Annotated in this window: 22 protein-coding genes; 10 read left to right on the top strand and 12 right to left on the bottom strand. The window is 74.5% G+C overall.

Annotated features, from left to right (window positions below; all coding sequences use genetic code 11):
- The first annotated feature begins 4 nt into the window (after positions 1-4).
- Complete coding sequence (locus tag AB0C17_RS13130; protein WP_357384206.1) at positions 5-433, top strand: DUF2267 domain-containing protein; 429 nt, start codon at positions 5-7, stop codon at positions 431-433.
- 104 nt (positions 434-537) lie between these two features.
- Here AB0C17_RS13130 and AB0C17_RS13135 read toward each other — a convergent pair whose 3' ends face one another.
- Positions 538-1,281, bottom strand: coding sequence for a PIG-L deacetylase family protein (locus AB0C17_RS13135; protein ID WP_357478490.1), 744 nt, complete (start codon positions 1,279-1,281; stop codon positions 538-540).
- A 187-nt stretch (positions 1,282-1,468) separates the two neighbouring features.
- On the opposite strand from AB0C17_RS13135, the gene AB0C17_RS13140 reads away from it, so the two are divergent.
- Together AB0C17_RS13140 and AB0C17_RS13145 are read left to right on the top strand one after the other, a co-directional pair.
- On the top strand, positions 1,469-1,771 hold the full coding sequence (locus AB0C17_RS13140; protein WP_026268594.1) for a hypothetical protein: 303 nt from the start codon (positions 1,469-1,471) through the stop codon (positions 1,769-1,771).
- Between the two features lie 3 nt (positions 1,772-1,774).
- Entirely contained in the window at positions 1,775-3,052 is a 1,278-nt protein-coding gene (locus AB0C17_RS13145; protein WP_357478493.1) for a cupin domain-containing protein, read from the top strand.
- A gap of 86 nt (positions 3,053-3,138) precedes the next feature.
- On the opposite strand, the gene AB0C17_RS13150 is transcribed toward AB0C17_RS13145, so the two are convergent.
- From AB0C17_RS13150 to AB0C17_RS13170, 5 genes are all read right to left on the bottom strand, one after another.
- A complete protein-coding gene (locus AB0C17_RS13150) occupies positions 3,139-3,810 on the bottom strand; it encodes a hypothetical protein (protein WP_357478496.1) in 672 nt (223 codons plus the stop codon).
- Positions 3,807-6,479, bottom strand: coding sequence for an FtsK/SpoIIIE domain-containing protein (locus tag AB0C17_RS13155; RefSeq protein ID WP_357478499.1), 2,673 nt, complete (start codon positions 6,477-6,479; stop codon positions 3,807-3,809). The genes AB0C17_RS13150 and AB0C17_RS13155 overlap by 4 nt, the downstream gene beginning before the upstream one ends.
- A complete protein-coding gene (locus AB0C17_RS13160) occupies positions 6,472-7,350 on the bottom strand; it encodes a hypothetical protein (protein WP_357384217.1) in 879 nt (292 codons plus the stop codon). Before AB0C17_RS13160 ends, AB0C17_RS13155 begins: the two co-directional genes overlap by 8 nt.
- 9 nt (positions 7,351-7,359) lie before the next feature.
- Positions 7,360-7,620, bottom strand: coding sequence for a hypothetical protein (locus tag AB0C17_RS13165; RefSeq protein ID WP_013286060.1), 261 nt, complete (start codon positions 7,618-7,620; stop codon positions 7,360-7,362).
- Between the two features lie 168 nt (positions 7,621-7,788).
- Positions 7,789-8,166, bottom strand: a complete 378-nt coding sequence (locus AB0C17_RS13170) for a hypothetical protein (protein WP_357384219.1) — start codon at positions 8,164-8,166, stop codon at positions 7,789-7,791.
- Between the two features lie 113 nt (positions 8,167-8,279).
- Between AB0C17_RS13170 and AB0C17_RS13175 the strand changes: the two genes are divergently transcribed.
- The 3 genes from AB0C17_RS13175 (at position 8,280) to AB0C17_RS13185 (ending at position 11,412) form a co-directional block, all read left to right on the top strand.
- A complete protein-coding gene (locus AB0C17_RS13175) occupies positions 8,280-10,829 on the top strand; it encodes an ATP-dependent Clp protease ATP-binding subunit (protein ID WP_357384291.1) in 2,550 nt (849 codons plus the stop codon).
- Between the two features lie 62 nt (positions 10,830-10,891).
- Positions 10,892-11,062: a hypothetical protein gene (locus AB0C17_RS13180; RefSeq protein ID WP_357384221.1), complete on the top strand. Its 171-nt coding sequence runs from the start codon at positions 10,892-10,894 to the stop codon at positions 11,060-11,062.
- On the top strand, positions 11,062-11,412 hold the full coding sequence (locus tag AB0C17_RS13185; RefSeq protein WP_357384223.1) for a DUF3140 domain-containing protein: 351 nt from the start codon (positions 11,062-11,064) through the stop codon (positions 11,410-11,412). Before AB0C17_RS13180 ends, AB0C17_RS13185 begins: the two co-directional genes overlap by 1 nt.
- 47 nt (positions 11,413-11,459) lie before the next feature.
- Here AB0C17_RS13185 and AB0C17_RS13190 read toward each other — a convergent pair whose 3' ends face one another.
- From AB0C17_RS13190 to AB0C17_RS13200, 3 genes are read right to left on the bottom strand one after another with little or no spacing between them, the layout of a single operon-like run.
- The gene (locus tag AB0C17_RS13190) at positions 11,460-11,696 is read right to left on the bottom strand and encodes a hypothetical protein (RefSeq protein ID WP_357384225.1); all 237 of its coding nucleotides are present in this window, start codon (positions 11,694-11,696) and stop codon (positions 11,460-11,462) included.
- Between the two features lie 20 nt (positions 11,697-11,716).
- The gene (locus tag AB0C17_RS13195) at positions 11,717-12,703 is read right to left on the bottom strand and encodes a LysR family transcriptional regulator (RefSeq protein ID WP_357384227.1); all 987 of its coding nucleotides are present in this window, start codon (positions 12,701-12,703) and stop codon (positions 11,717-11,719) included.
- 47 nt (positions 12,704-12,750) lie between these two features.
- On the bottom strand, positions 12,751-13,368 hold the full coding sequence (locus AB0C17_RS13200) for a hemerythrin domain-containing protein (protein ID WP_357478501.1): 618 nt from the start codon (positions 13,366-13,368) through the stop codon (positions 12,751-12,753).
- Positions 13,369-13,496: 128 nt separating this feature from the next.
- On the opposite strand from AB0C17_RS13200, the gene AB0C17_RS13205 reads away from it, so the two are divergent.
- Both AB0C17_RS13205 and AB0C17_RS13210 read left to right on the top strand, forming a co-directional pair.
- Positions 13,497-14,825, top strand: coding sequence for a M20/M25/M40 family metallo-hydrolase (locus AB0C17_RS13205; protein ID WP_357478504.1), 1,329 nt, complete (start codon positions 13,497-13,499; stop codon positions 14,823-14,825).
- A 61-nt stretch (positions 14,826-14,886) separates the two neighbouring features.
- The gene (locus AB0C17_RS13210; protein WP_354871923.1) at positions 14,887-15,540 is read left to right on the top strand and encodes a hypothetical protein; all 654 of its coding nucleotides are present in this window, start codon (positions 14,887-14,889) and stop codon (positions 15,538-15,540) included.
- 51 nt (positions 15,541-15,591) lie between these two features.
- On the opposite strand, the gene AB0C17_RS13215 is transcribed toward AB0C17_RS13210, so the two are convergent.
- Positions 15,592-15,783, bottom strand: a complete 192-nt coding sequence (locus AB0C17_RS13215; RefSeq protein WP_030274256.1) for a DUF5703 family protein — start codon at positions 15,781-15,783, stop codon at positions 15,592-15,594.
- 68 nt (positions 15,784-15,851) lie between these two features.
- Positions 15,852-16,820, bottom strand: coding sequence for an aldo/keto reductase (locus tag AB0C17_RS13220; RefSeq protein ID WP_357384235.1), 969 nt, complete (start codon positions 16,818-16,820; stop codon positions 15,852-15,854).
- 164 nt (positions 16,821-16,984) lie between these two features.
- Here AB0C17_RS13220 and AB0C17_RS13225 point away from each other — a divergent pair, with 164 nt between their 5' ends.
- A complete protein-coding gene (locus tag AB0C17_RS13225; protein ID WP_357478508.1) occupies positions 16,985-18,037 on the top strand; it encodes an LLM class F420-dependent oxidoreductase in 1,053 nt (350 codons plus the stop codon).
- On the top strand, positions 18,034-18,870 hold the full coding sequence (locus AB0C17_RS13230; protein ID WP_252453980.1) for an undecaprenyl-diphosphate phosphatase: 837 nt from the start codon (positions 18,034-18,036) through the stop codon (positions 18,868-18,870). Before AB0C17_RS13225 ends, AB0C17_RS13230 begins: the two co-directional genes overlap by 4 nt.
- 74 nt (positions 18,871-18,944) lie before the next feature.
- Here the strand turns inward: AB0C17_RS13230 and AB0C17_RS13235 are convergent.
- Positions 18,945-19,358 (bottom strand): hypothetical protein (locus AB0C17_RS13235; protein ID WP_357478511.1); only part of this gene is annotated, 414 nt, incomplete at its 5' end.

Consider the following 19,358-nt stretch of genomic DNA (forward strand, 5'->3'; position numbering starts at 1 on the left):
CCCGATGGCCGAGCAGTTGTTGTCCGCGTTCGAGTCCTCGCTGGACAAGACGAACGTGATCCTCAAGGAGATCGAGTCCGCGTACGGCTGGCCGAAGGAACGGCGCAACCAGTCCTACGCCGCGTTGCGTACCGTGCTGCACCTGCTGCGCGACCGGCTGCCGGTGCGGGAGAGCGCCGAGTTCGCCCAGCAGTTGCCGGTGCTGGTGCGCGGGATCTACTTCGACGGCTGGCAGCCGGAGAACGTGCCGATCAAGCTCAACCGCGACGACTTCCTGTACGAGGTGCGCCAGGGCTTCCCGTACGACGTCGAGGGCGGCGCGCAGCGGGTGGCGCAGGTCGTGCTGGACACGTTGCGCCGGCACGTCACGCAGGGGGAGTGGCAGGACGTGAAGGCCACCCTGCCGCAGGACCTGCGTCAGCTCATTCCCTGACCGGCACCCGGACCGGCCCGTCCCGCCCCCTCGGCGGGGCGGGCCGCCGGCGTGCGCGAGACCGGCAGCCCGGCGAATGCGACAGCGTCGACGATCACCGCGCTCTACTGGAGGTTGATCGGGAAGACCTCGAACGTGGCGCCGAACCGCGCGCCGAGCCGGCTGCCGGCCGGCCGGGCCATGCCCTCCAGGAACTCCTCGGCGTCGAAGCCGCCGTCGCCGAGCCCGCTCAGGTACGCCCCGTGCGCCCGCAGCGAGGCGACACCCTTGTCGAACGTGTCGGTCACGTCCACCCCGTGCCGGGCCACCGGCGACCCGGCCGCCCACACCTCGCGGACCCGCGACCACGGCTGGACGCCGTCGGTGAGCTGCTCCGGGAAGATCCACCGGTTGCCGGCGTCGCGGACCGCGTCCAGCGTGGCCCGGCCGCAGGCGATGTGGTCGGCCTGGTTCAGCGCGTACGCCCCGTCCCAGGTCTCCCGGAAGTTGTTCGTCAGCACCACGTCCGGCCGGTGCCGGCGCACCACGGCGGCGATGGCCCGGCGCAGCGGCACGCCGTACTCCAGCAGCCCGTCGGGCAGGCCGAGGAACTCGACGACGGGCACCCCGACCACCGCGGCGGAGGCGCGCTGCTCCTCCTCGCGCACCACCCGGGCGCGCTCCGGCGTCATCCCGTCGATGCCCGCCTCACCGCTGGTGAGCAGGCAGTACACGACCTCCTTGCCCTGCCCGGTCCAGCGCGCCACAGCGGCTGCGGCGCCGAACTCCAGGTCGTCGGGGTGGGCCACCACTGCCAGCGCCCGCTGCCAGTCCTCGGTCAGCGGGGTGAGCGGTTCCGGCTGCGTCACGTGCGTCTCCTCGCCTGTCGTCCTCCCGCCATCCTGGCATCCGGCCCTCCCGGCCGCTTGCCCCGCGAACCGTCCGTACGACGGCGTCCGGGCGTCTACGGTGTGGTTAGAGAAGATCGGGCGTGGGGTACCACCCGCTGCACACGGACCCCGGCACGACGCGGGGCGGCACACCGAGGGAGCACCCATGGCATTGAACGACGACGACATCCAGAGCAGCGGCGGCAGCGGCCTGGAGGGCCCGGCCGACGGCGGTGCGACCCCGGGTCAGCACGACGGTGGCGCGGACGGCGGCGCGGAGGGCCCCGCTGACGGTGGCGCGACGCCGGGTCAGCACGACGGTGGCGCGGACGGTGGCGCCGAGGGCCCCGCTGACGGTGGCGCGACGCCGGGTCAGCACGACGGTGGCGCGGACGGCAGCGCCGAGGGCCCGGCCGACGGTGGAGCGACCCCCGGTCAGCACGACGGCGGCGCCGACGGCAGCGCCTGACACATGAGCACCACGCACGCCGACCCGCCGGGTGGCCACGGCCGCCCGGCGGTTGCGTTCTCCGCGTCCGAGGCGCTGGCCCGGTGCGTGGCGGTGGATCCGGCGAAGTTCGCCGCCGACCACTGGGGGCGCAGCCCGCTGCTGTCCCGCGCCGCCGACCTGCCCAACCCGCACGGCTTCGCCGACCTGCTCAGCCCCGCCGACGCCGACGAGCTGCTCAGCCGCCGCGGCCTGCGTACCCCGTTCCTGCGGGTCGCCAAGGACGGCCAGCTCGTGCCGGCGGCGCGGTTCACCGGCGGCGGTGGCGCGGGCGCCGAGATCGGCGACCAGGTCCTCGACGAGAAGGTGCTGGCGCTGTACGCCGACGGCGCGACGCTGGTGCTGCAGGGCCTGCACCGCACCTGGCCGGCGATCGTCGACTTCACCCGCGACCTGGGCACCGCGCTGGCCCAGCCGTTGCAGGTGAACGCCTACCTGACCCCGGCCGGCAGTCAGGGCTTCGCCACCCACTACGACACCCACGACGTGTTCGTGCTCCAGGTGGACGGGCGCAAGCACTGGCGGATCCACCCCCCGGTGCTGGCCGACCCGCTGGAGCGTCAGCCCTGGGGCGGCCGGGCCGACGAGGTCTCCGCCACCGCCGAAGGACGCCCCGAGCTGGACGTGGTGCTCGAGCCGGGCGACGCGCTCTACCTGCCGCGCGGCTGGCTGCACAGCGCCCAGGCGCAGGAGTCCAGCTCGCTGCACCTGACAGTGGGCATCAGGGCGCTGACCCGGTACGCGGTGGTCGAGGAACTGCTCGCGCTCGCCGCCGAGGACGCGCGGCTGCGCGCGAGCCTGCCGTTCGGGCTCGACCTGGCCGACCCGGACGCGGTCGAGCCGGAGCTGACCGAGACCGTCGAGGCGCTGCGCGACTGGCTGCTGCGGGCCGACCCGGCGGCGGTGGCCGGCCGGCTGCGGGCCCGGGTCTGGCCGGCGTCCCGACCGGCGCCGATCCGGCCGCTGGCGCAGGCGCGGGCGCTGGCCCGGCTGACGCCGGACAGCGAGGTCACGGCGCGCGGCGGCCTGCGCTGGCAGCTCGCCCCGGCCGCCGACGGCCGGATCACGCTGCGGGTGCCGGACCGGACGCTCACCCTGCCCGGCACCTGCGAGGCGGCGCTGCGCGCGCTGCTCACCGGCGAGGTGACGCGGGTCGGCGACCTGCCCGGCCTGGACGACGACGCCGATCGCCTGGTGCTGGCCCGCCGCCTGCTCAAGGAAGCGGTCCTGGTCCCCGCCTGACGGGCGCGATCATGAGGTTGACCGGCGGCGCGACGGGCGTGTCGCGCCGCCAACCTCATGATCGACGCGGCGGAGCCGGCCGGGGGTCAGCGGGCGTATGTCGCCGTCAGCAGGAGCAGGGTCGTCACCAGACCCGAGGCGGCCACCAGGATCATCGGGCGCGGGGTCAGCACCGCGTGCCGCCGGTCGGCCAGCAGCCGGGCCGGCGCCAGCCCGATCACCGGGCCGAGCAGCGTCACCACCAGCGCCAGCACCGGCAGGCCCACCGCCAGGTCGCCGCTGGACCCGGCGCCCAGCGCCCGCGCACCCACCCCCAGCGCGTACGCCACCAGCGCGCCGCCGATCCCGCACGCGATCAGCAGCGGGTTCACCGAGCCGGGCAGTTCGCCCGGCGCCCCGGTGCGCTCCAGCAACTCCCGGACCGCGCGCAGCAGCGGCACCGGATCACCGGCGGCGCCGCGGACCGGGCCGGGCGGGTCACCCAGCCGCCGGGCGCTCACGCCGAGCCGGGCCCGCAGCTGCGTCCACAGGTGAGCGACCTCGCCGTCGACGCGCTCCACCAGCCGGGCCGCCTCGGCCACCTCCTCCTCGGCCTGCCGGACCTGCTCGTCGGCCCGCGCCACCGCCAGGTCGGCGGCGGCCACCTGCTGGGCGAACCAGGTGTGCGCCTCGGCCCGCTGTGCGGTCACCCGGGCGGTCAGCTCGGCGAGCCGGCGGATCTGCGCGCTGTACGTCTCACTGGCAACCGGTTCGTTCATCGGGAGGGACCATAAGGGATGATCACCTGTCCGGTGCGGTGCACCGCCCGGTCGAAGTAGAGACCGCGCCACGGCCGGGGATACCAGTCCGGGCCGCCGCTGCCCGGATAGAGCGAGGAGCCCAGCTCGCCGCCCTGCACGTCCAGCGCCACCCAGGCGCCGATCTGGTCCGTGCGCGCGCCCGCGCCGCCCAGGTCGACGCGCATCCGGGCCACGCCACGCCACCACGCCAGCACGTGCGTACGCCGTTCCGGCCCGTCGTGCAGGATCCGGCGCAGCTGCTCCAGCCCGGTGCGCGTACCGGCCTTGCCGGCCAGCGCCGCGGCCGCCGCGTCCACCGCGTACAGCAGCAGGAAGTGCGGGGTACGCGCCGCACCCGGCGCGCCCAGTCCGTCGCCCACCTCGGCCATCAGCTCCGGCACGGTCTCCTCGTCGTACCAGGAGGCGTCGCCTTCCAGGTCCTCGTACAGGGCACGGGCGGCCGGGTCGGCGTCCGGGTCCAGGCAGGCGATGGAGAACCGGGCGGTGCCGGGCCGGTATTGCCGGGCCAGTGAGCGGGCGGCGGCGTCGAGCACCGCGCACGCCTCGTCCACCCGGGTGCCCAGCACGGCCAGGTTGCGGCCCGGCGCGCGAGGCAGGCGCAGCGCCGCCGAGCGGGACTGCACGTCGATGATCTCGCCGAGCAGCGCCACCGGGCTGCGCGGCACGCCCTGCTCCGGCGCGGTCAGCGCGCGGAAGTCCGGCGCGTCGGCGAGCTTCGGGATCGCGTCGCCGTCGAACAGCCGGGCCGGCGCCGCGTCCTGCGGGCGCATCCGCCACAGCCGGTGCTGAAGCTCGCTCCACGTCTCCCAGTCGCTGGCCGACGGGATCCGGGCCACCTCGTTCCCCTCGGCCAGGCCCGACTCGGCGTTGATCACCGCGTGGTGGCGGGGCAGCGACTGCGCGGCGTCGTTGCGCTCGGCCAGGATGCGCAGCGCCTTGGGCAGCGCGATCCGCAGCGTGAACTGGGCGACGAGCGCGGGCCGTCCCCACAGCGCCTCGATGCCGCGCACGTCCTGCGACGCGAGCACCAGGTGGATGCCCTGCGACCGGCCTCGCCGGGCCAGGTCCTCCAGCAGGTCGGCGGCCTCCCGGGCGACCACGTCCCGGCCGGCCAGCAGCGCCTGGAACTCGTCGACCACCGCCACGATGCGCGGCCAGTGCCCGTCCGGGTCCACCGCGCGCAACTCGGCCAGCTTGGTGACCTCGTGCTTCTTCGCCGCGTCGGCGCGGCGGCGCAGCTCCTCGGCGAGGAAGCGCAGCAGCGCCAGGCCGAACTCCCGGTCGGTGTTGACGTTGATGCCGACCAGCCGCATGTGCGGCAGCCAGCTCGGATCCCGCCGGCCCTGCGCGAACCGGGCGAAAGACACGCCCTCCTTGAAGTCCAGCAGATAGAACTCCAGCTCGGCGGGGGAGTAGCGGGCGGCGAGCGCGCCGATCCAGGCGAAGATCAGGTTGGTCTTGCCGGTGCCCGACGGGCCGCCGATCAACGCGTGCGGCGGGTAGTCGCCGAGGGTGAGCAGCACCTGCCGCCCGTGCGGGCCCTCGCCGACCGGCGCGGTGAGCCCGTGCGCCGAGTCCTCCCGCCAGTACTCCTCCGGCGGCGGGAGCAGGTCGGTGAACGGTGTCGGCGGCGGGCCGGCGGCCACCCGGGACGCCACGGTGCGGCACGTCTCGGTGACCAGGGCGGGCGGCGGCGGCGCGTCGAGCACCACCGGCAGCCCGCCGATACGGGCGTCGTCCGGCTCCACCGTGATCCGGGTGACCGTCGGGTCGCCGGGCAGTTCGATGCCGCGGACCACCAGGTGCACGCCGCACGCCGCGCCGGTGCGTACCACCCGGTCGAGCTGGCCGCGCTCGTGCCGGGACAGCTCGTCGCCGCCGAGCAGCACCGCCACCCGCCACGGCTCCGGGCGGCGTCCGGTGGCGGCGGCCAGCTCACGCAGCGAGCCGTACTCACCGGCGAGCACCGTGGCGTTGATCCGGCGGATCTGCTCCACCAGGTCGTCAAGCAGCCGGCCCAGCCCGCCCGGCCCGACGAACGTGAGCAGCCCGGCAGTGCCCAGCGGCGCGAACCCGGCCAGGCCGCCGCCCAGGTGTTCCGGGTCGTATCCGTACAGCCGTACCGCGCCCGGGTCGGCCCGCCCGACCGAGCGCAGCAGCAGCGCCGGCACCACCGCCGCGAGGCCGTCCCGGTCGCCGCCGGCCAGGTGCGCGTGCCCGGCGTCCAGCAGCGGAACCAGCGCCGGCACCGGTTCGGCCCCGTCGAGGCGTACCGTGCCGATGCGCGACGCGCCCGGCGGCTCGGACTGTCCGGCGGGCGTGGCCTGCCAGCGGTCCCAGGGCGCGGAGGCCGCGCCGGGCGCCTCCCGCTGCGCCGCGGCGGCGGCCCGCCGGGCCAGCTCGGCCAGGCGGGCGGTGTGCCGGGCGTCGATCTCGGCCAGGCGCCGGTCGCGCGCGGCGCCCACCCGGTCGGGCACCGCCGCCGCGGCCCGGCGGGTACGGGCCAGCCGCTCCCGCCCGGCGGCCAGCTCGGCCTCGGCGGCGGTGAGGCGGGTACGGGTGGCGCCCAGGGCCTCGGAGAGCATCCCCCGGACCCGCGTCACCAGTTGAGCGCGGACGTCAGGCACGGGGCGGCTCCGGTTCGTCGGTGTCCTTGGGCAGGTCCCGGCCGAGCCGGTCGAGCAGCACGCCGGTGAGCACGCCGGCGGTGACCGCCGGGTCGGCCGCGTGCGGCTGCTCCGCGTCGTCGGCGCGGCGCGGCGGGGGCATCCGGCAGACCCGGGTCAGCAGCGTGTCCAGCACCGGCGGCGGCAGCCCGGGCAGCAGGTCACGGACCCGCGAGTCCAGCGCGCCGCGCAGCCGGGGCAGGTCGTCCGCGCGAGGCGGATGGCCGAGCAGCTCACCGGCCAGCTCGCGCAGCAGCGGCGGGGTGATCGCGGCCAGCCCCAGCCCCACGTCGGCGTGTGCCCGGCGCAGCTCGCGGTGCAGCCGGTCCCGGTCGCCGGAGCGGACCCCGGCGGCCACCCGGCGCAGCAGCTCGTGGGCGTCCCCGACGCGCTCGTCCGGCTCGTCCGCCGCCGGATCCCGGCCGCCGGTCAGCTCCGCCACCCGCACCGCCCACCAGCGCCGTACCGCCGGTTGCTCACCCGGCTCGGCGGCCGGGCCGGGCGCGGGCGGTTCCTGGCCGCGCGGCGTGTCGTGCTTCGGCCGCGCCTCGCCCGGCGGCGCCGGGCGCGCGCCGTCGGGGGCCAGCCCGATCGCGGCCAGGTACGCGGTGAGCTGCTCCTGTGCCACGCGCAGCGCGTAACCGGCGGTCTCGGCGTGCTCGGTGGCCGAGGACAGCTCCGGCACCCCCATCGGGTCGGACGACTCCTGGCGCACCCAGCGCAGCCGCTCCTGCGCCTGACCGAGCTTCTCCAGCGCGACGGCGAGCTGCGCCAGCGGCAGTTCCTCGGCGGCGGCACGGACCTGCGCGCCGATGTCCTCGACGATGGACACGGCCGGGCCTCAGAGCGTCGCGACGTAGAGCTGTGCCTGCTCCACCGCGACGAGTGTCGCGGCCAGGCACTCCTCCAGCTCCTGACCGGCCTGTGTCAGCGAGGCCTGCGCCGCCTCGACCGTCTCGTGCCCGCTGCCCTCCAGCGCGCCGGCCAGCGTCTGCTGCGCCTCGGCCAGCTTCTCGCCGGCTGCCTGCACCGCTGTCTGGCCGTCACCGATCTGCTGGAGAGCGACATCGATGGCTGCCTTCAGCTCGGCAACGCTCGCCACGGGGACCTCCTGGGGGCGAAAGAGATCTCCATTACAACCCATCGGAACGGGTGGACGAACATCCACCCTCGCGGCGTGACGACCCGCGTGTCCGGTTGCCGCCCTGACGTGCGTGAAGATCCCGCCGGGCGGCATCCCGCGGTCCCGTCGCCGGTCCCATCGGCGGGACTAACGGCCCAGCCAGCGCGGGCCGCGCACCTCCGCGCCGAGCGCGGTGACCCGCTCGCGCAGTTCGCGGTCGGCCGTGACCACCACCCGCCGCCGGTCCGGCGCGGCGGCGACCAGCTCGACCACCGTGTCGTCGCCGGAGCCGGGCGCGGACACCACCTCCACGCCGGGCGCGGGCGGTGTGCGCCGGGCCGCGCCCTCCACCACCAGCACCACCTGCACCGGCGGCGGCAGCTCCGGCGGCACGCCCGCCTCGCCGACCGGCGCCAGCGCGTCGCGCAGCCGGGCCGCCGCGCCGGCCCGGTCCCGCCACCAGCCGTCCGGGCGCGAACCCACCACGTTCGCGCCGTCCACCACCAGCAGCGCTCTGCTCTCCATGCCCCCCAGCCTGCCATCCGGTCGCGTTTGTCGCGCCGACCGCCGGGTAGCCACCGCCGACCGTGCCGCGCGTGCCGGGCGCCGGTCGTGCCGACTGACTGCGGAGGACGATGATGATGGGACCGGGCGACTTCGGCAACGACCCCTGGGACGAGTTCCTGGCCCGATACTTCGGCCGGGGCGAGGGGGGACGCCGGCCGGCGCACCGGGTCGACATCACCCGCCTGATGACCGCCGACGCCCGGGAGATGCTCGCCGACGCGGCCCGCCGCGCCGCCCAGAAGCACAGCAACGACCTGGACACCGACCACCTGCTCTGGGCGGCGTTGCAGCGGGAGCCGCTGCGCGACCTGGTCCGTCGGGCCGGCGCCGACCCGGACGCGCTGCTCGGCGCGCTGGGCGGCCGCGGCGAGGGCGCGCCGCGCGGCGAGGTGCCGCCGAACCTGTCGCTGACCCCGGCGGCGAAGCGGGCGCTGCTCGACGCCCACCAGCTGTCCCGCGCGATGGGCGCCAACTACATCGGTCCCGAGCACATCCTGATGGCGCTGCCGCTGAACCCCGAGTCGCCGGCCGGCCGGATGCTCGCCGCGGGCCGGATCCAGCCCGAGTCGTTGCAGGCGGCCAGCGCCGAGCGCGGCGCGGCGACCGCCCCGCGCCCCGATCACGGCACCCCCACCCTCGACCAGTACGGCCAGGACCTCACCGAGCTGGCCCGGATGGACCAGATCGACCCGGTGATCGGCCGGGCCGACGAGATCGAGCAGGCCGTGGAGATCCTGTCCCGGCGGACCAAGAACAACCCGGTGCTGATCGGTGAGGCCGGCGTCGGCAAGACCGCGATCGTGGAGGGCCTGGCGGAGCGGATCTGCGACGGCGACGTGCCGCAGACGCTGATCGGCAAGCGGGTGATCCAGCTCGACCTGGCCGGCCTGGTCGCCGGCACCCGCTACCGGGGTGACTTCGAGGAGCGGCTGAAGAAGGTGATCGACGAGATCCGCGCCCACCGTGAGGAGCTGATCATCTTCCTGGACGAGATCCACACGCTGGTCGGCGCGGGCGGCGCCGGCAGCGAGGGCGGCATGGACGCCTCGAACATGCTCAAGCCGGCCCTGGCGCGCGGCGAGCTGCGGGTGATCGGCGCGACCACGCTCGACGAGTACCGGCGCAGCATCGAGAAGGACGCCGCGCTGGCCCGCCGGTTCCAGCCGGTGCTGGTGCCCGAGCCGGGCGTGGAGGACACCGTCGCGATCCTGCGCGGCCTGCGCGACAGGTACGAGGCGTACCACCAGGTCCGGTTCACCGACGAGGCGCTGGTCGCCGCCGGTGAGCTGTCCGACCGGTACATCACCGACCGGTTCCTGCCGGACAAGGCGATCGACCTGATCGACCAGGCCGGCGCACGGGTGCGGCTGCGCACGCGTACGCCCGCCGAGGACGTGCGTGAGCTGGAGCAGCAGCTCGACGAGACCCGCCGGGACAAGGAGCAGGCGGTCTCCGACGAGCAGTACGAGCGCGCCTCCGCGCTGCGCGACCGGCTCGCCGAGTTGGAGGACCAGGTCCGCCGGGCCCGCGGCGACGAGGGACCCAACCACGTGCCCGAGGTCGGTCCGACGGAGATCGCCGAGGTGGTCTCCCGCGCCACCGGCATCCCGGTCACCCAGCTCACCGAGGAGGAACGCGATCGGCTGCTGCGCCTGGAGGGCCACCTGCACGAGAAGGTGATCGGTCAGGACGACGCGGTCAGCGCCGTCGCCGAGGCGGTACGCCGGTCCCGTACCGGGCTGGCCGACCCGGACCGGCCGATGGGCAGCTTCCTGTTCCTCGGCCCGACCGGCGTCGGGAAGACCGAGCTGGCCCGCGCGCTGGCCGAGGCGCTGTTCGGCGAGGCGGACCGGATGGTCCGGGTCGACATGAGCGAGTTCCAGGAGCGGCACACGGTCAGCCGGCTGGTCGGCGCCCCGCCCGGCTACGTCGGCTACGAGGAGGCCGGCCAGCTCACCGAGGCGGTACGGCGCCGCCCGTACGCGGTGGTGCTGCTGGACGAGATCGAGAAGGCGCACCCGGACGTGTTCAACATCCTGCTCCAGGTGCTCGACGACGGCCGGCTCACCGACAGCCAGGGCCGTACGGTGAACTTCAAGAACACCGTGCTGATCATGACCAGCAACCTCGGCTCGGAGCTGATCACCGGCACCCAGCGCACTGTCGGCTTCGCCACCGGCGCGCCCGGCGAGCGGGAGGGCGACGAGCTGCGGGAGCGGCTGATGCGCCGGCTCCAGGAGAACTTCCGCCCGGAGTTCCTCAACCGCATCGACGAGGTGATCGTCTTCCAGCGGCTGGAGGCCGAGCAGCTGCGCCAGATCACCGGGCTGCTGCTGGAGGAGACCCGCCGCCGCATGCACGCCCAGGACATCCAGGTCGACTTCAGCACCGCCGGCGTCGACTGGCTCGCCGAGCACGGCTACCAGCCCGAGTTCGGCGCCCGCCCGCTGCGCCGGGTGATCCAGCGCGAGGTCGACAACCGGCTGTCCCGGATGCTGCTGGAGAACGAGGTCTCCCCGGGGCAGAAGGTCACCGTGGACACCCGCGACGACCAGCTGGTCTTCGACGTCACCGCAGGTGAGCGGGGCTACAGGCCGGCCACCACGTCCCATCCCCGATGACCGGGCGGGGCCCGTCCCGGCCGGGCCGGGACGGGCCGTCACCGAAGGACCGGAGGGCGGACATGACCGAACCCGAGGAAGTCACCGACGACGACACCGGGGCCGGCGAACCGATCGAGGCGACCCCGACGGCGAACCCGTCCCGGGTGCGGGTGCCGCCGGAGGGCCTGAGGCAGCACACACCGGACGAGGGCGAGACGGCACCCGGGCCGCCGCCGGCAGAGGAGGCGTGATGGTACGCGAGGCGCGACTCGACCCCGAGGCCGAGGTGATCTGGGACGACTTCCACGCCGAGGTGAACGTGTCCTCCGAGACGCTGCGGCAGTGGCTGCTCACCCGGGGCTCGGGGGAGGAGGCGTTCGGCCCGAACCCTGACCTCGACCTGCCCGAGCCCGGCCGGCAGATCCTCGCCGTGCTGCGCAAGCGCAAGGTGGACCTCACGCCGGAGGACATCGAGGTGATGCGGGAGGCGATCACCCGGATCCGGGAGCTGACCGCGCAGCGGCCCCGCCGGGGCAACGCCGACGACGAGTGGCGCCACGCCCTGCTCGACCTCGGACACGACGTGCTCGCCGAACGCTGAGCCGGTACGGCGGCGCCCGGGCGGACCACCCGCCCGGGCGTCACCGGCTACTCCGACTCCAGGCTGGGCAGCCGCAGCCCGGCCGCGTCCGCCGCGGCCTGCCGGTCGGCGCGGGCGCGTTCCTCGCGGCTGAGCAGGTCGGCGTACTCGGTCACGTCGGCCGGGCCCGGCACCTCCGGCAACCGGCGCAGGAACGCCTCCACCTCGGCGGAGGCGGTGGTGTGCGCGGTGGCCGCCTGGCGCAGCAACTCCCGCTGGTCGGCGGCCGGATACAGATCAGTCATGTCGCCGGTGATACCCGGGTTCAGGCGATTCGCACCCCGCCCGAGCCGTTGGGCTGCACGCCGAACTCCGGGTGCGCCAGCAACCAGCCCAGGTACTCCGGATGGTTCGCCAGCGCGTCGGTGTACGCCGCGACCGCCGCCACCAGCACCGGCTCGGCCACCGCGGCGGCCGGCACGTCCGGGTGCCAGCCCAGCAGCAGCCGCCAGCGCAGCGGCGTGCCGGCGAGCCGGCGGGTGACCAGCCCGGCCACCGGACGGAACGTGGCCTGGCACAACGCCACCGCCTCACCGGCGTCCACCAGGTCCAGCGCGGCCCGCACGTCCGCCTCGTACACCTTCTTCGGGGTGAAGCCGGAACGGGCGCAGGCGGCGGCGAAGCAGTCGCCGAAGCAGCCGTCGCCCGGCGCGGCCACCCACCGCTCCCGCCGCAGGTCGACCAGGTCGACCTCGTCGCGGCCGGCCAGCGGGTGGGTCTGCGGCAGCAGCACGCAGACCGGCTCGACCGCCACCTCCCGCCAGCTCAGCCCGAACCCCGCCGACGGCGTCGAGTCGCCGCACACGCCGGTCAGGGCGAAGTCGAGCCGCCCACCGGCCACCATCTGCGCCAGCTCGTCCACCGACCAGGAGCCGTACGTGGTGATCTGCGCGTCCGGCCGGTCGGCGGCGAGCCGGTGCACCAGCCGCCCGAGGATCGGGCTGTTCACCCCGCCGAAGCGGTAGCGGCGCAGCGGATCACCGGCACCGGCCATCCGGGCCGCCTCGTCCCGCAGGCCCTTCATCGCCGGCAGCAGCACCCGTGCCCGGTCCAGCACCAGCTCACCCAGGGCGGTGGGACGGGCACCGCGGCGGTCCCGCTCGAACAGCGGCCCGCCCAGCGCCCGTTCGATCCGCTGAAGCTGGGCGGTCAGCGCCGGCTGGGCCAGGCCGAGCGCCGAGGCGGCCTTGGTGACGCTTCCCGTCTCCGCGATCGCGCAGACCACACGCAGGTGTCGCAGCTCCAGATCCATACCGTGACGGTAGGACCACGAACCGATGCGCGGAAGGGGCGATCGGCTCACGCCTGGCGGCGGTGCTCCAGGTCACTCAGCCGGGTACGCCGTCCGGTGACCGCGTCGCGCACCTTGTCGAGCACCCCGACGGCCGGTTCGACGATCTTGTTCCAGGGTGGGGTGGCGGGCGTGCCGGGGTGCGGGCGGGTCGGTGCCGCCTCCTCGGCGATCTCCCACCGGTTGCCCAGCCGGATCAGCTCGGCGTCGCTCGCCACCTCGCGCAGCGGCGTGACCAGCGCGGCGACGCGGCTGACGTGCCGGCGTACCCGCTCGGCCACGTCGTCGACCGCCGGGTCGTCGGAGCCGGACAGCTGCTTGAGCGCGGTCAGCAGCCCCGCGTCGGCCTCGATCTCCCGCTCGACCAGCTCGGCGGCGTCCGGCATGGCGGCCCGGGCCGCCGGGAACAGGTACTGCTCCTCGGCGGACAGGTGCCGGGACACCGCGGCGGTCAGCACGTCGAGCACCTCGCGCCGGGCGGCGGCGTCCAGTGCCGGGTCGGTCACCCGGTCGGCCAGCCCCAGCAGCGCCCGGTGCTCGGTGTCCACGAGGTCGGCGACGCTGCGCCCACCCGGCCGGTACGCGTCGTCGGCGGCGGGCGGCAGCGGCGGCAGGGGGACGGTCATGGTGCCCTCCTCGTGACGGCCGGAGTCGATGTCCGGGCGGTCCGGCGGTACCCGGCCGGGCGATCCGCGAAACCGTCGCCGGAGCACCGGCGGCCCGCGCCCACCCCACCTGCTGGTATAAGGAAGCGATGACGAGCGACGCCCTCCCCGCCCGGCCCGACGGCACCGACGAGGTCGTGGACCTCTGCCGTGACCTGCTGCGCATCGACACCACGAACACCGGCGACAACGACACCAGCGCGGGAGAGCGGCGTGCCGCCGAGTACGTCGCGGAGAAGCTCGCCGAGGTCGGCGTCGACGCCGAGATCCACGAGTCCGCGCCCGGCCGGGCCAACCTGGTCGCCCGGATCCCCGGCACCGAGCCCGGCCGCGACGCGCTGCTGGTGCACGGCCACCTCGACGTGGTGCCCGCCGACCCGGACGAGTGGTCGGTGCACCCGTTCTCCGGCGAGATCCGCGACGGCTACCTGTGGGGCCGCGGCGCGATCGACATGAAGGACTTCGACGCGATGGTGCTGGCGGTGGTCCGCGACTGGCAGCGCACCGGCGTACGCCCGCGGCGCGACGTCGTGCTCGCGTTCACCGCCGACGAGGAGGCCGGCAGCGACTACGGCGCGCACTTCCTCACCCAGCGCCACCGCGACCTGTTCGACGGCTGCACCGAGGCGATCGGCGAGGTCGGCGGCTTCTCCTACTCGGTCGACGAGCAGCGCCGCCTCTACCTGATCGAGACCGCCGAGAAGGGCATCGACTGGCTGCGCCTGCACGCCAAGGGGCGGCCCGGCCACGGCTCGATGGTGCACGACGACAACGCCGTCACCGCCCTGGCCGAGGCGGTCGCCCGGATCGGCCGGCACCGCTTCCCGGTGGTGATGACCGACACCGTACGGGCGTTCCTGGCCGAGGTCTCCGACGTGCTCGGCATCGAGATCGACCCGGACGACCCGGAGACCGCGATCGCCAAGCTGGGCCCGATCGCCAACATCATCGGCGCGACCATCCGCAACACCGCCAACCCGACCCGGCTGGCCGCCGGCTACAAGGACAACGTCATCCCCGGCCGGGCCACCGCCACCATCGACTGCCGCAGCCTGCCCGGGCAGAGCGAGGAACTGGAACGGCAGCTGCGCGAGCTGGTCGGGCCGGACATCGCCATCGAGTACGTCCAGCGCCAGCCGGCCCTGGAGACCACGTTCGACGGTGACCTGGTGGCACGGATGTCGGAGGCGCTGCGCGCCGAGGACCCGGGCGCGCACCCGGTGCCGTACATGCTCTCCGGCGGCACCGACGCCAAGGCGTTCTCCCAGCTCGGCATCCGCTGCTTCGGTTTCGCGCCGCTGCGGCTGCCCGCCGACCTCAATTTCTCCGGCCTGTTCCACGGCATCGACGAGCGGGTTCCGCTGGACGGACTACAGTTCGGCGTGCGGGTTCTGGACCGCTTCCTCCGTACCTGCTGACCGCGCCCGCCGCGGCGCCGCCGGCGCGGAACCTCCCCCCATCGCGAAGGGACTGCCACACATGACCGACCAGCACGGTGAGCTGGACGCCGCCCTCGAGCGGGTGATCGACGCGGCCCGCGCCCACCTGGCCGCCGTCCGGGCCGCCCAGGGCCGGATCGACGACGACGCCGTCTGGCAGGCGTACGTCGCGTTGAACAACGCCTCGTTCGCCTACGACGAGCAGCTGCTCGACGCGTTCGGCGAGGTGACGCCCTGGGACGTGGAGTCGATCGACCCGGACGAGGCCGACGAGCGCTTCGGCGCCGTGGAGGGCGGCGAGCCCACCGACCCGCACCCGCGGGTGATCTCGGTGCGGCAGCGGCGCGACTACCGGGTGCCGAGCGTCGCCGCGCTGCTGCGCGCGGCCGAGGCGGCCCGCCGCGAGGGCACCCCGGAGGACGACGAGCCGGCGCCGGTCGAGGGGGTCGGCGAGGCGGTGCTGGAGCTGCTGCAGAGCGGCGACGGTTCGCTGTCCGCGCTCGACGTGCCGGAGCTGGAACCGCTGGACGGGGTGGTGATGGTCAGCGAGGTCGGCACCCCCGTCGACCTGGAGTCGTTCGACGACGACGACCCGGTCGGCCCGTTCCAGCCTGCTGCCGACGACCGGCTGGTCGGCCGGCTCGACGAGCACCCGTTCATGGAGCTCGACGAGGAGCACGACCACGCCCACTAGGCCGTGCGCGTCCCCGGGGCCGCGCCACGCGTGCCCCGGGGACGGGCCTGCTCAGTACGACAGGCCCGGCTGCGACTGGTTGACCAGGCGGCGCCGCAGCACCACCTGCCGCGTGCCGTCCCGGTAGAGCCGCACCCGGGCCAGCTCCCAGCCGGAGAACTCGGCCTGGATCGCCAGCTGCGCCGCGGCGGTCAGCCGATCGACGTTCGAGGGCAACCGCAGCGGCGCGTATTCGTAGTCCATGCCCCTATGCTGCCCAGCTCGCGGACCCTCCGCCACCCCTTGCGGGTGACCCCGGTCGCCCCCGCGGCTCAGCCGTCGCGCTCCGGGTAGCCCACCGGCACCGCCGACACGTCGTCCAGCGCCGTGACGATCTCCTCCGGCAGCGTCATCCGCTCCACCTGCAACGCGCCGAGCAGCTGCCCGACGGTCCGGGCGCCAAGGATCGGCGCGGTCACGCCCGGCCGGTCCCGCACCCAGGCCAGCGCCACCTCCAGCGGCGACACGCCGAGCCCACCGGCCGCGATGGCGACCGCCTCCACGATGCTGGAGCAGCGCGGTTCCAGGTACGTCGCGACGAACCGCTCGAAGTGCGGCGACACCGCCCGTGAGTCGGCCGGGCGGCCGTTGCGGTACTTGCCGGTGAGCACGCCCCGGCCCAGCGGCGACCAGGGCAGCACGCCCAGCCCCATCCCGGCGCAGGCGGGCAGCACCTCCCGTTCCACACCGCGCTCCAGCAGCGAGTACTCCACCTGCGCGGCGACCACCGGGGCACGCCCCGGCCAGGCGGCCTGCCAGGCGGCGGCCCGGGCCGTCTGCCAGCCGGAGAAGTTCGACACGCCCACGTAGCGGGCCTTGCCGCTGGACACGGCGTGGTCCAGAGCCGAGAGCGTCTCCTCCAGCGGGGTGTCCGGGTCGTAGCCGTGCACCTGCCACAGGTCGACGTGGTCGGTGCCGAGCCGGCGCAGCGAGGCGTCGAGCGTACGCAGCAGGTGCCCCCGCGAGCCGTCCCGCCGGCGGGCGCCCGGCCGCAGGCCCGCCTTGGTGGCGATCAGCAGCTCGTCGCGGTCCACCAGGCTGCCCAGCAGCGAGCCGATCACCGACTCGGCGTCGCCGTCGGCGTACACGTCGGCGGTGTCGACGAGGTTGCCGCCCGCGTCGAGGAAACTCTTCAGCTGGGCGGCCGCGTCGTCGGCATCGGTGTCCCGTCCCCAGGTCATGGTGCCGAGCGCGAGCCGCGATACCGCCAGCCCGCTTCGGCCGAGCGGTCGCTGTTGCATGGGTGAACCTTATTTCGAACCCGGCGTCACGGATATCCTCGCCGCAGTCAACTTCCCGCGCGACCTCCACCCGGTGTGACATGTTCGGGGCGAGCCGGACGTCGAGGGCGCCACGCTCATTGCGTAACCTGATGCGACCTGTGGTGCGGACGGTGGGAGGATCAGTGCGACTCGGGCTCAACCTCGGATACCAGACGGCGTGGAGCACACCGTTTGATCACCTGGCGCTGGCCCAGGAGGCGGACCGGCTCGGCTACTCGGTGCTCTGGGCCGCGGAGGCGTACGGCTCGGACTCGCCGAGCATGCTGGCCTGGATCGCCGGGCAGACGGAGCGCATCGACGTGGGCTCCGCGGTGATGCAGATCCCGGCCCGTACCCCGGCCATGACCGCGATGACCGCCGCGACCATCGACACGCTCTCCGGCGGCCGGTTCCGGCTCGGCCTGGGCGTGTCCGGCCCGCAGGTCTCCGAGGGCTGGCACGGCGTGCGGTTCGCCAAGCCGCTGGCCCGCACCCGGGAGTACGTCGACATCGTCAAGCTCGCGATGGCCCGCAAGGAGGTCGCGTACGACGGCGAGCACTACACGCTGCCGCTGCCCGACGGGCCCGGCAAGGCGCTGCGCCTGGGCTTCCACCCGCCGCGCGAGCACATCCCGATCTACCTGGCCGCCGTCGGCCCGAAGAACCTGGAACTCGCCGGCGAGATCGCCGACGGCTGGCTGGCCGTCTTCTACTCCCCGGAGTTCGCCGAGGAGCACCTCGCCTCGGTCCGGGCCGGCCGCGTGGCGGCGGGCAAGGAGCTGGCCGGCTTCGACGTGGTGCCGTCCGTGCCGGTCGTGGTCGGCGACGACATCGCCACCTGCGCCGAGCTGGTGCGCTGGTACGCCGCGCTGTACGTCGGCGGCATGGGCAGCCGCAAGCAGAACTTCTACAACCAGCTCGCCACCCGGATGGGCTACGGCGACGCGGCCCGCGAGGTGCAGGACCTCTACCTGGCCAAGCGGCAGCGCGACGCGGCCGCCGCCGTACCGATGGAGTTCATCGACCGCACCTCCCTGCTCGGCCCGAAGGAGCGTATCGCCGAGCGGATGCGGGAGTACGCCGCCGCGGGCGTGACCACGCTGTCGGTGTCGCTGTTCGTGGCCGACCGGGAGAGCGGGGTGCAGACCCTGCGTACCGTCGCCGAGGCGCTGGAGCTGTCCGGAGTCGGCGAGTGACCTGGATCGAGGCCGTCGTCCTGGGCCTGGTCCAGGGACTGACCGAGTTCCTTCCGGTGTCCTCCTCGGGGCACCTGCGGATCACCTCGGCGCTGTTCTTCGGCCGGGACGCGGGCGCGTCGTTCACCGCGGTGACCCAGCTCGGCACCGAGGCCGCCGTCCTGATCTACTTCGCCAAGGACATCTGGCGGATCGTCCGGACCTGGTTCGTCGGCCTTGTCGACCGCTCGGTGCGGTCCAGCCTCGACTACCGGATGGGCTGGTACGTCATCGTCGGCACCATCCCGATCGGGATCTTCGGACTGATCTTCAAGGACCAGATCCGCACCGCCGGCCGGAACCTCTGGCTGATCTCCTGCACCCTGATCATCGGCGCGATGCTGCTGGCCTTCGCGGAGTACTGGGGCCGGCAGACCCGTACGCTGGAGAACTTCCGGATGCGCGACGGCGTCGTGATGGGCTTCGCCCAGGCGGCGGCGCTCGTGCCCGGCGTCTCCCGCTCGGGCGGCACCCTGACCGCGGGCCTGCTGCTCAACCTCACCCGGGAGACCGCGGCCCGCTACTCGTTCCTGCTGGCCATCCCCGCAGTCGTGATCTCCGGCGTGTTCAGCCTGCCGGACGTCTTCGAGCCGTCCGCGCCGGGCACCGCCGCGCCGAGCGTGGCGCAGATGGTGATCGCGACGCTCATCGCGTTCGCCGTCGGGTACGCGGCCATCGCCTGGCTGCTGCGCTACGTCGCCCACCACACGCTGTACGTCTTCGTGCTCTACCGGGTGGCGCTGGGCAGCCTGGTGATCTGCCTGCTGGCCACCGGCACGATCAGCGCCACCTGACGCTGTTTCCCGGTACGCGAAAAGGCCGGCACCCCGTTGGTTCGGGGTGCCGGCCTTTTCGCTGTTTGTTCGTCTTAGCTGTTCCAGTGCTGGGCGACGAGGTCGGCGGCCTGCTGTTCCCACTGGGCGTAGTGGTCGGGGTAGGCCGACACCTGGACGGTCTGGGCGGCCTTGGTCAGTGGCATGTCGCGCCAGCCGTCGACCTGCTTGAGACCCTTCAGGAACGCGGTGGTGGAGTACTCGGGGTCGGTGATCTGCTCCACCGTGCCCCAGCCGCTGGAGGGGCGCTGCTGGAACAGGCCCTGCGAGTCGTGGTCGTTACGGTCGCCGAGGTGGCCGAGGTTCTCCAGCTTCGACTCCTGCAGGGCGGTGGCGATCGACACGACGGCGGCGCGTTCGTCCATGCCGGCCTTCTTCGTCGCCGCGATGATCGCCTTGACGTTGGCGGTCTGCTCGTCGGTCAGGTCGATGTGGGACTGGGTGCCCTG

It is taken from the genome of Micromonospora sp. NPDC048887 (assembly GCF_040649715.1).
In the GTDB taxonomy this organism is placed as follows: domain Bacteria; phylum Actinomycetota; class Actinomycetes; order Mycobacteriales; family Micromonosporaceae; genus Micromonospora.

What these genes read in the sequence shown, in the direction of transcription:
- AB0C17_RS13130 (WP_357384206.1), top strand. Translation starts at nt 5, where the DNA reads ATGGCCGAGCAGTTGTTGTCCGCGTTCGAGTCCTCGCTGGACAAGACG.
- AB0C17_RS13140 (WP_026268594.1), top strand. Translation starts at nt 1,469, where the DNA reads ATGGCATTGAACGACGACGACATCCAGAGCAGCGGCGGCAGCGGCCTG.
- AB0C17_RS13145 (WP_357478493.1), top strand. Translation starts at nt 1,775, where the DNA reads ATGAGCACCACGCACGCCGACCCGCCGGGTGGCCACGGCCGCCCGGCG.
- AB0C17_RS13150 (WP_357478496.1), bottom strand. Translation starts at nt 3,810, where the DNA reads ATGAACGAACCGGTTGCCAGTGAGACGTACAGCGCGCAGATCCGCCGG.
- AB0C17_RS13170 (WP_357384219.1), bottom strand. Translation starts at nt 8,166, where the DNA reads ATGGAGAGCAGAGCGCTGCTGGTGGTGGACGGCGCGAACGTGGTGGGT.
- AB0C17_RS13175 (WP_357384291.1), top strand. Translation starts at nt 8,280, where the DNA reads ATGATGGGACCGGGCGACTTCGGCAACGACCCCTGGGACGAGTTCCTG.
- AB0C17_RS13180 (WP_357384221.1), top strand. Translation starts at nt 10,892, where the DNA reads ATGACCGAACCCGAGGAAGTCACCGACGACGACACCGGGGCCGGCGAA.
- AB0C17_RS13185 (WP_357384223.1), top strand. Translation starts at nt 11,062, where the DNA reads ATGGTACGCGAGGCGCGACTCGACCCCGAGGCCGAGGTGATCTGGGAC.
- AB0C17_RS13190 (WP_357384225.1), bottom strand. Translation starts at nt 11,696, where the DNA reads ATGACTGATCTGTATCCGGCCGCCGACCAGCGGGAGTTGCTGCGCCAG.
- AB0C17_RS13195 (WP_357384227.1), bottom strand. Translation starts at nt 12,703, where the DNA reads ATGGATCTGGAGCTGCGACACCTGCGTGTGGTCTGCGCGATCGCGGAG.
- AB0C17_RS13200 (WP_357478501.1), bottom strand. Translation starts at nt 13,368, where the DNA reads ATGACCGTCCCCCTGCCGCCGCTGCCGCCCGCCGCCGACGACGCGTAC.
- AB0C17_RS13205 (WP_357478504.1), top strand. Translation starts at nt 13,497, where the DNA reads ATGACGAGCGACGCCCTCCCCGCCCGGCCCGACGGCACCGACGAGGTC.
- AB0C17_RS13210 (WP_354871923.1), top strand. Translation starts at nt 14,887, where the DNA reads ATGACCGACCAGCACGGTGAGCTGGACGCCGCCCTCGAGCGGGTGATC.
- AB0C17_RS13215 (WP_030274256.1), bottom strand. Translation starts at nt 15,783, where the DNA reads ATGGACTACGAATACGCGCCGCTGCGGTTGCCCTCGAACGTCGATCGG.
- AB0C17_RS13220 (WP_357384235.1), bottom strand. Translation starts at nt 16,820, where the DNA reads ATGCAACAGCGACCGCTCGGCCGAAGCGGGCTGGCGGTATCGCGGCTC.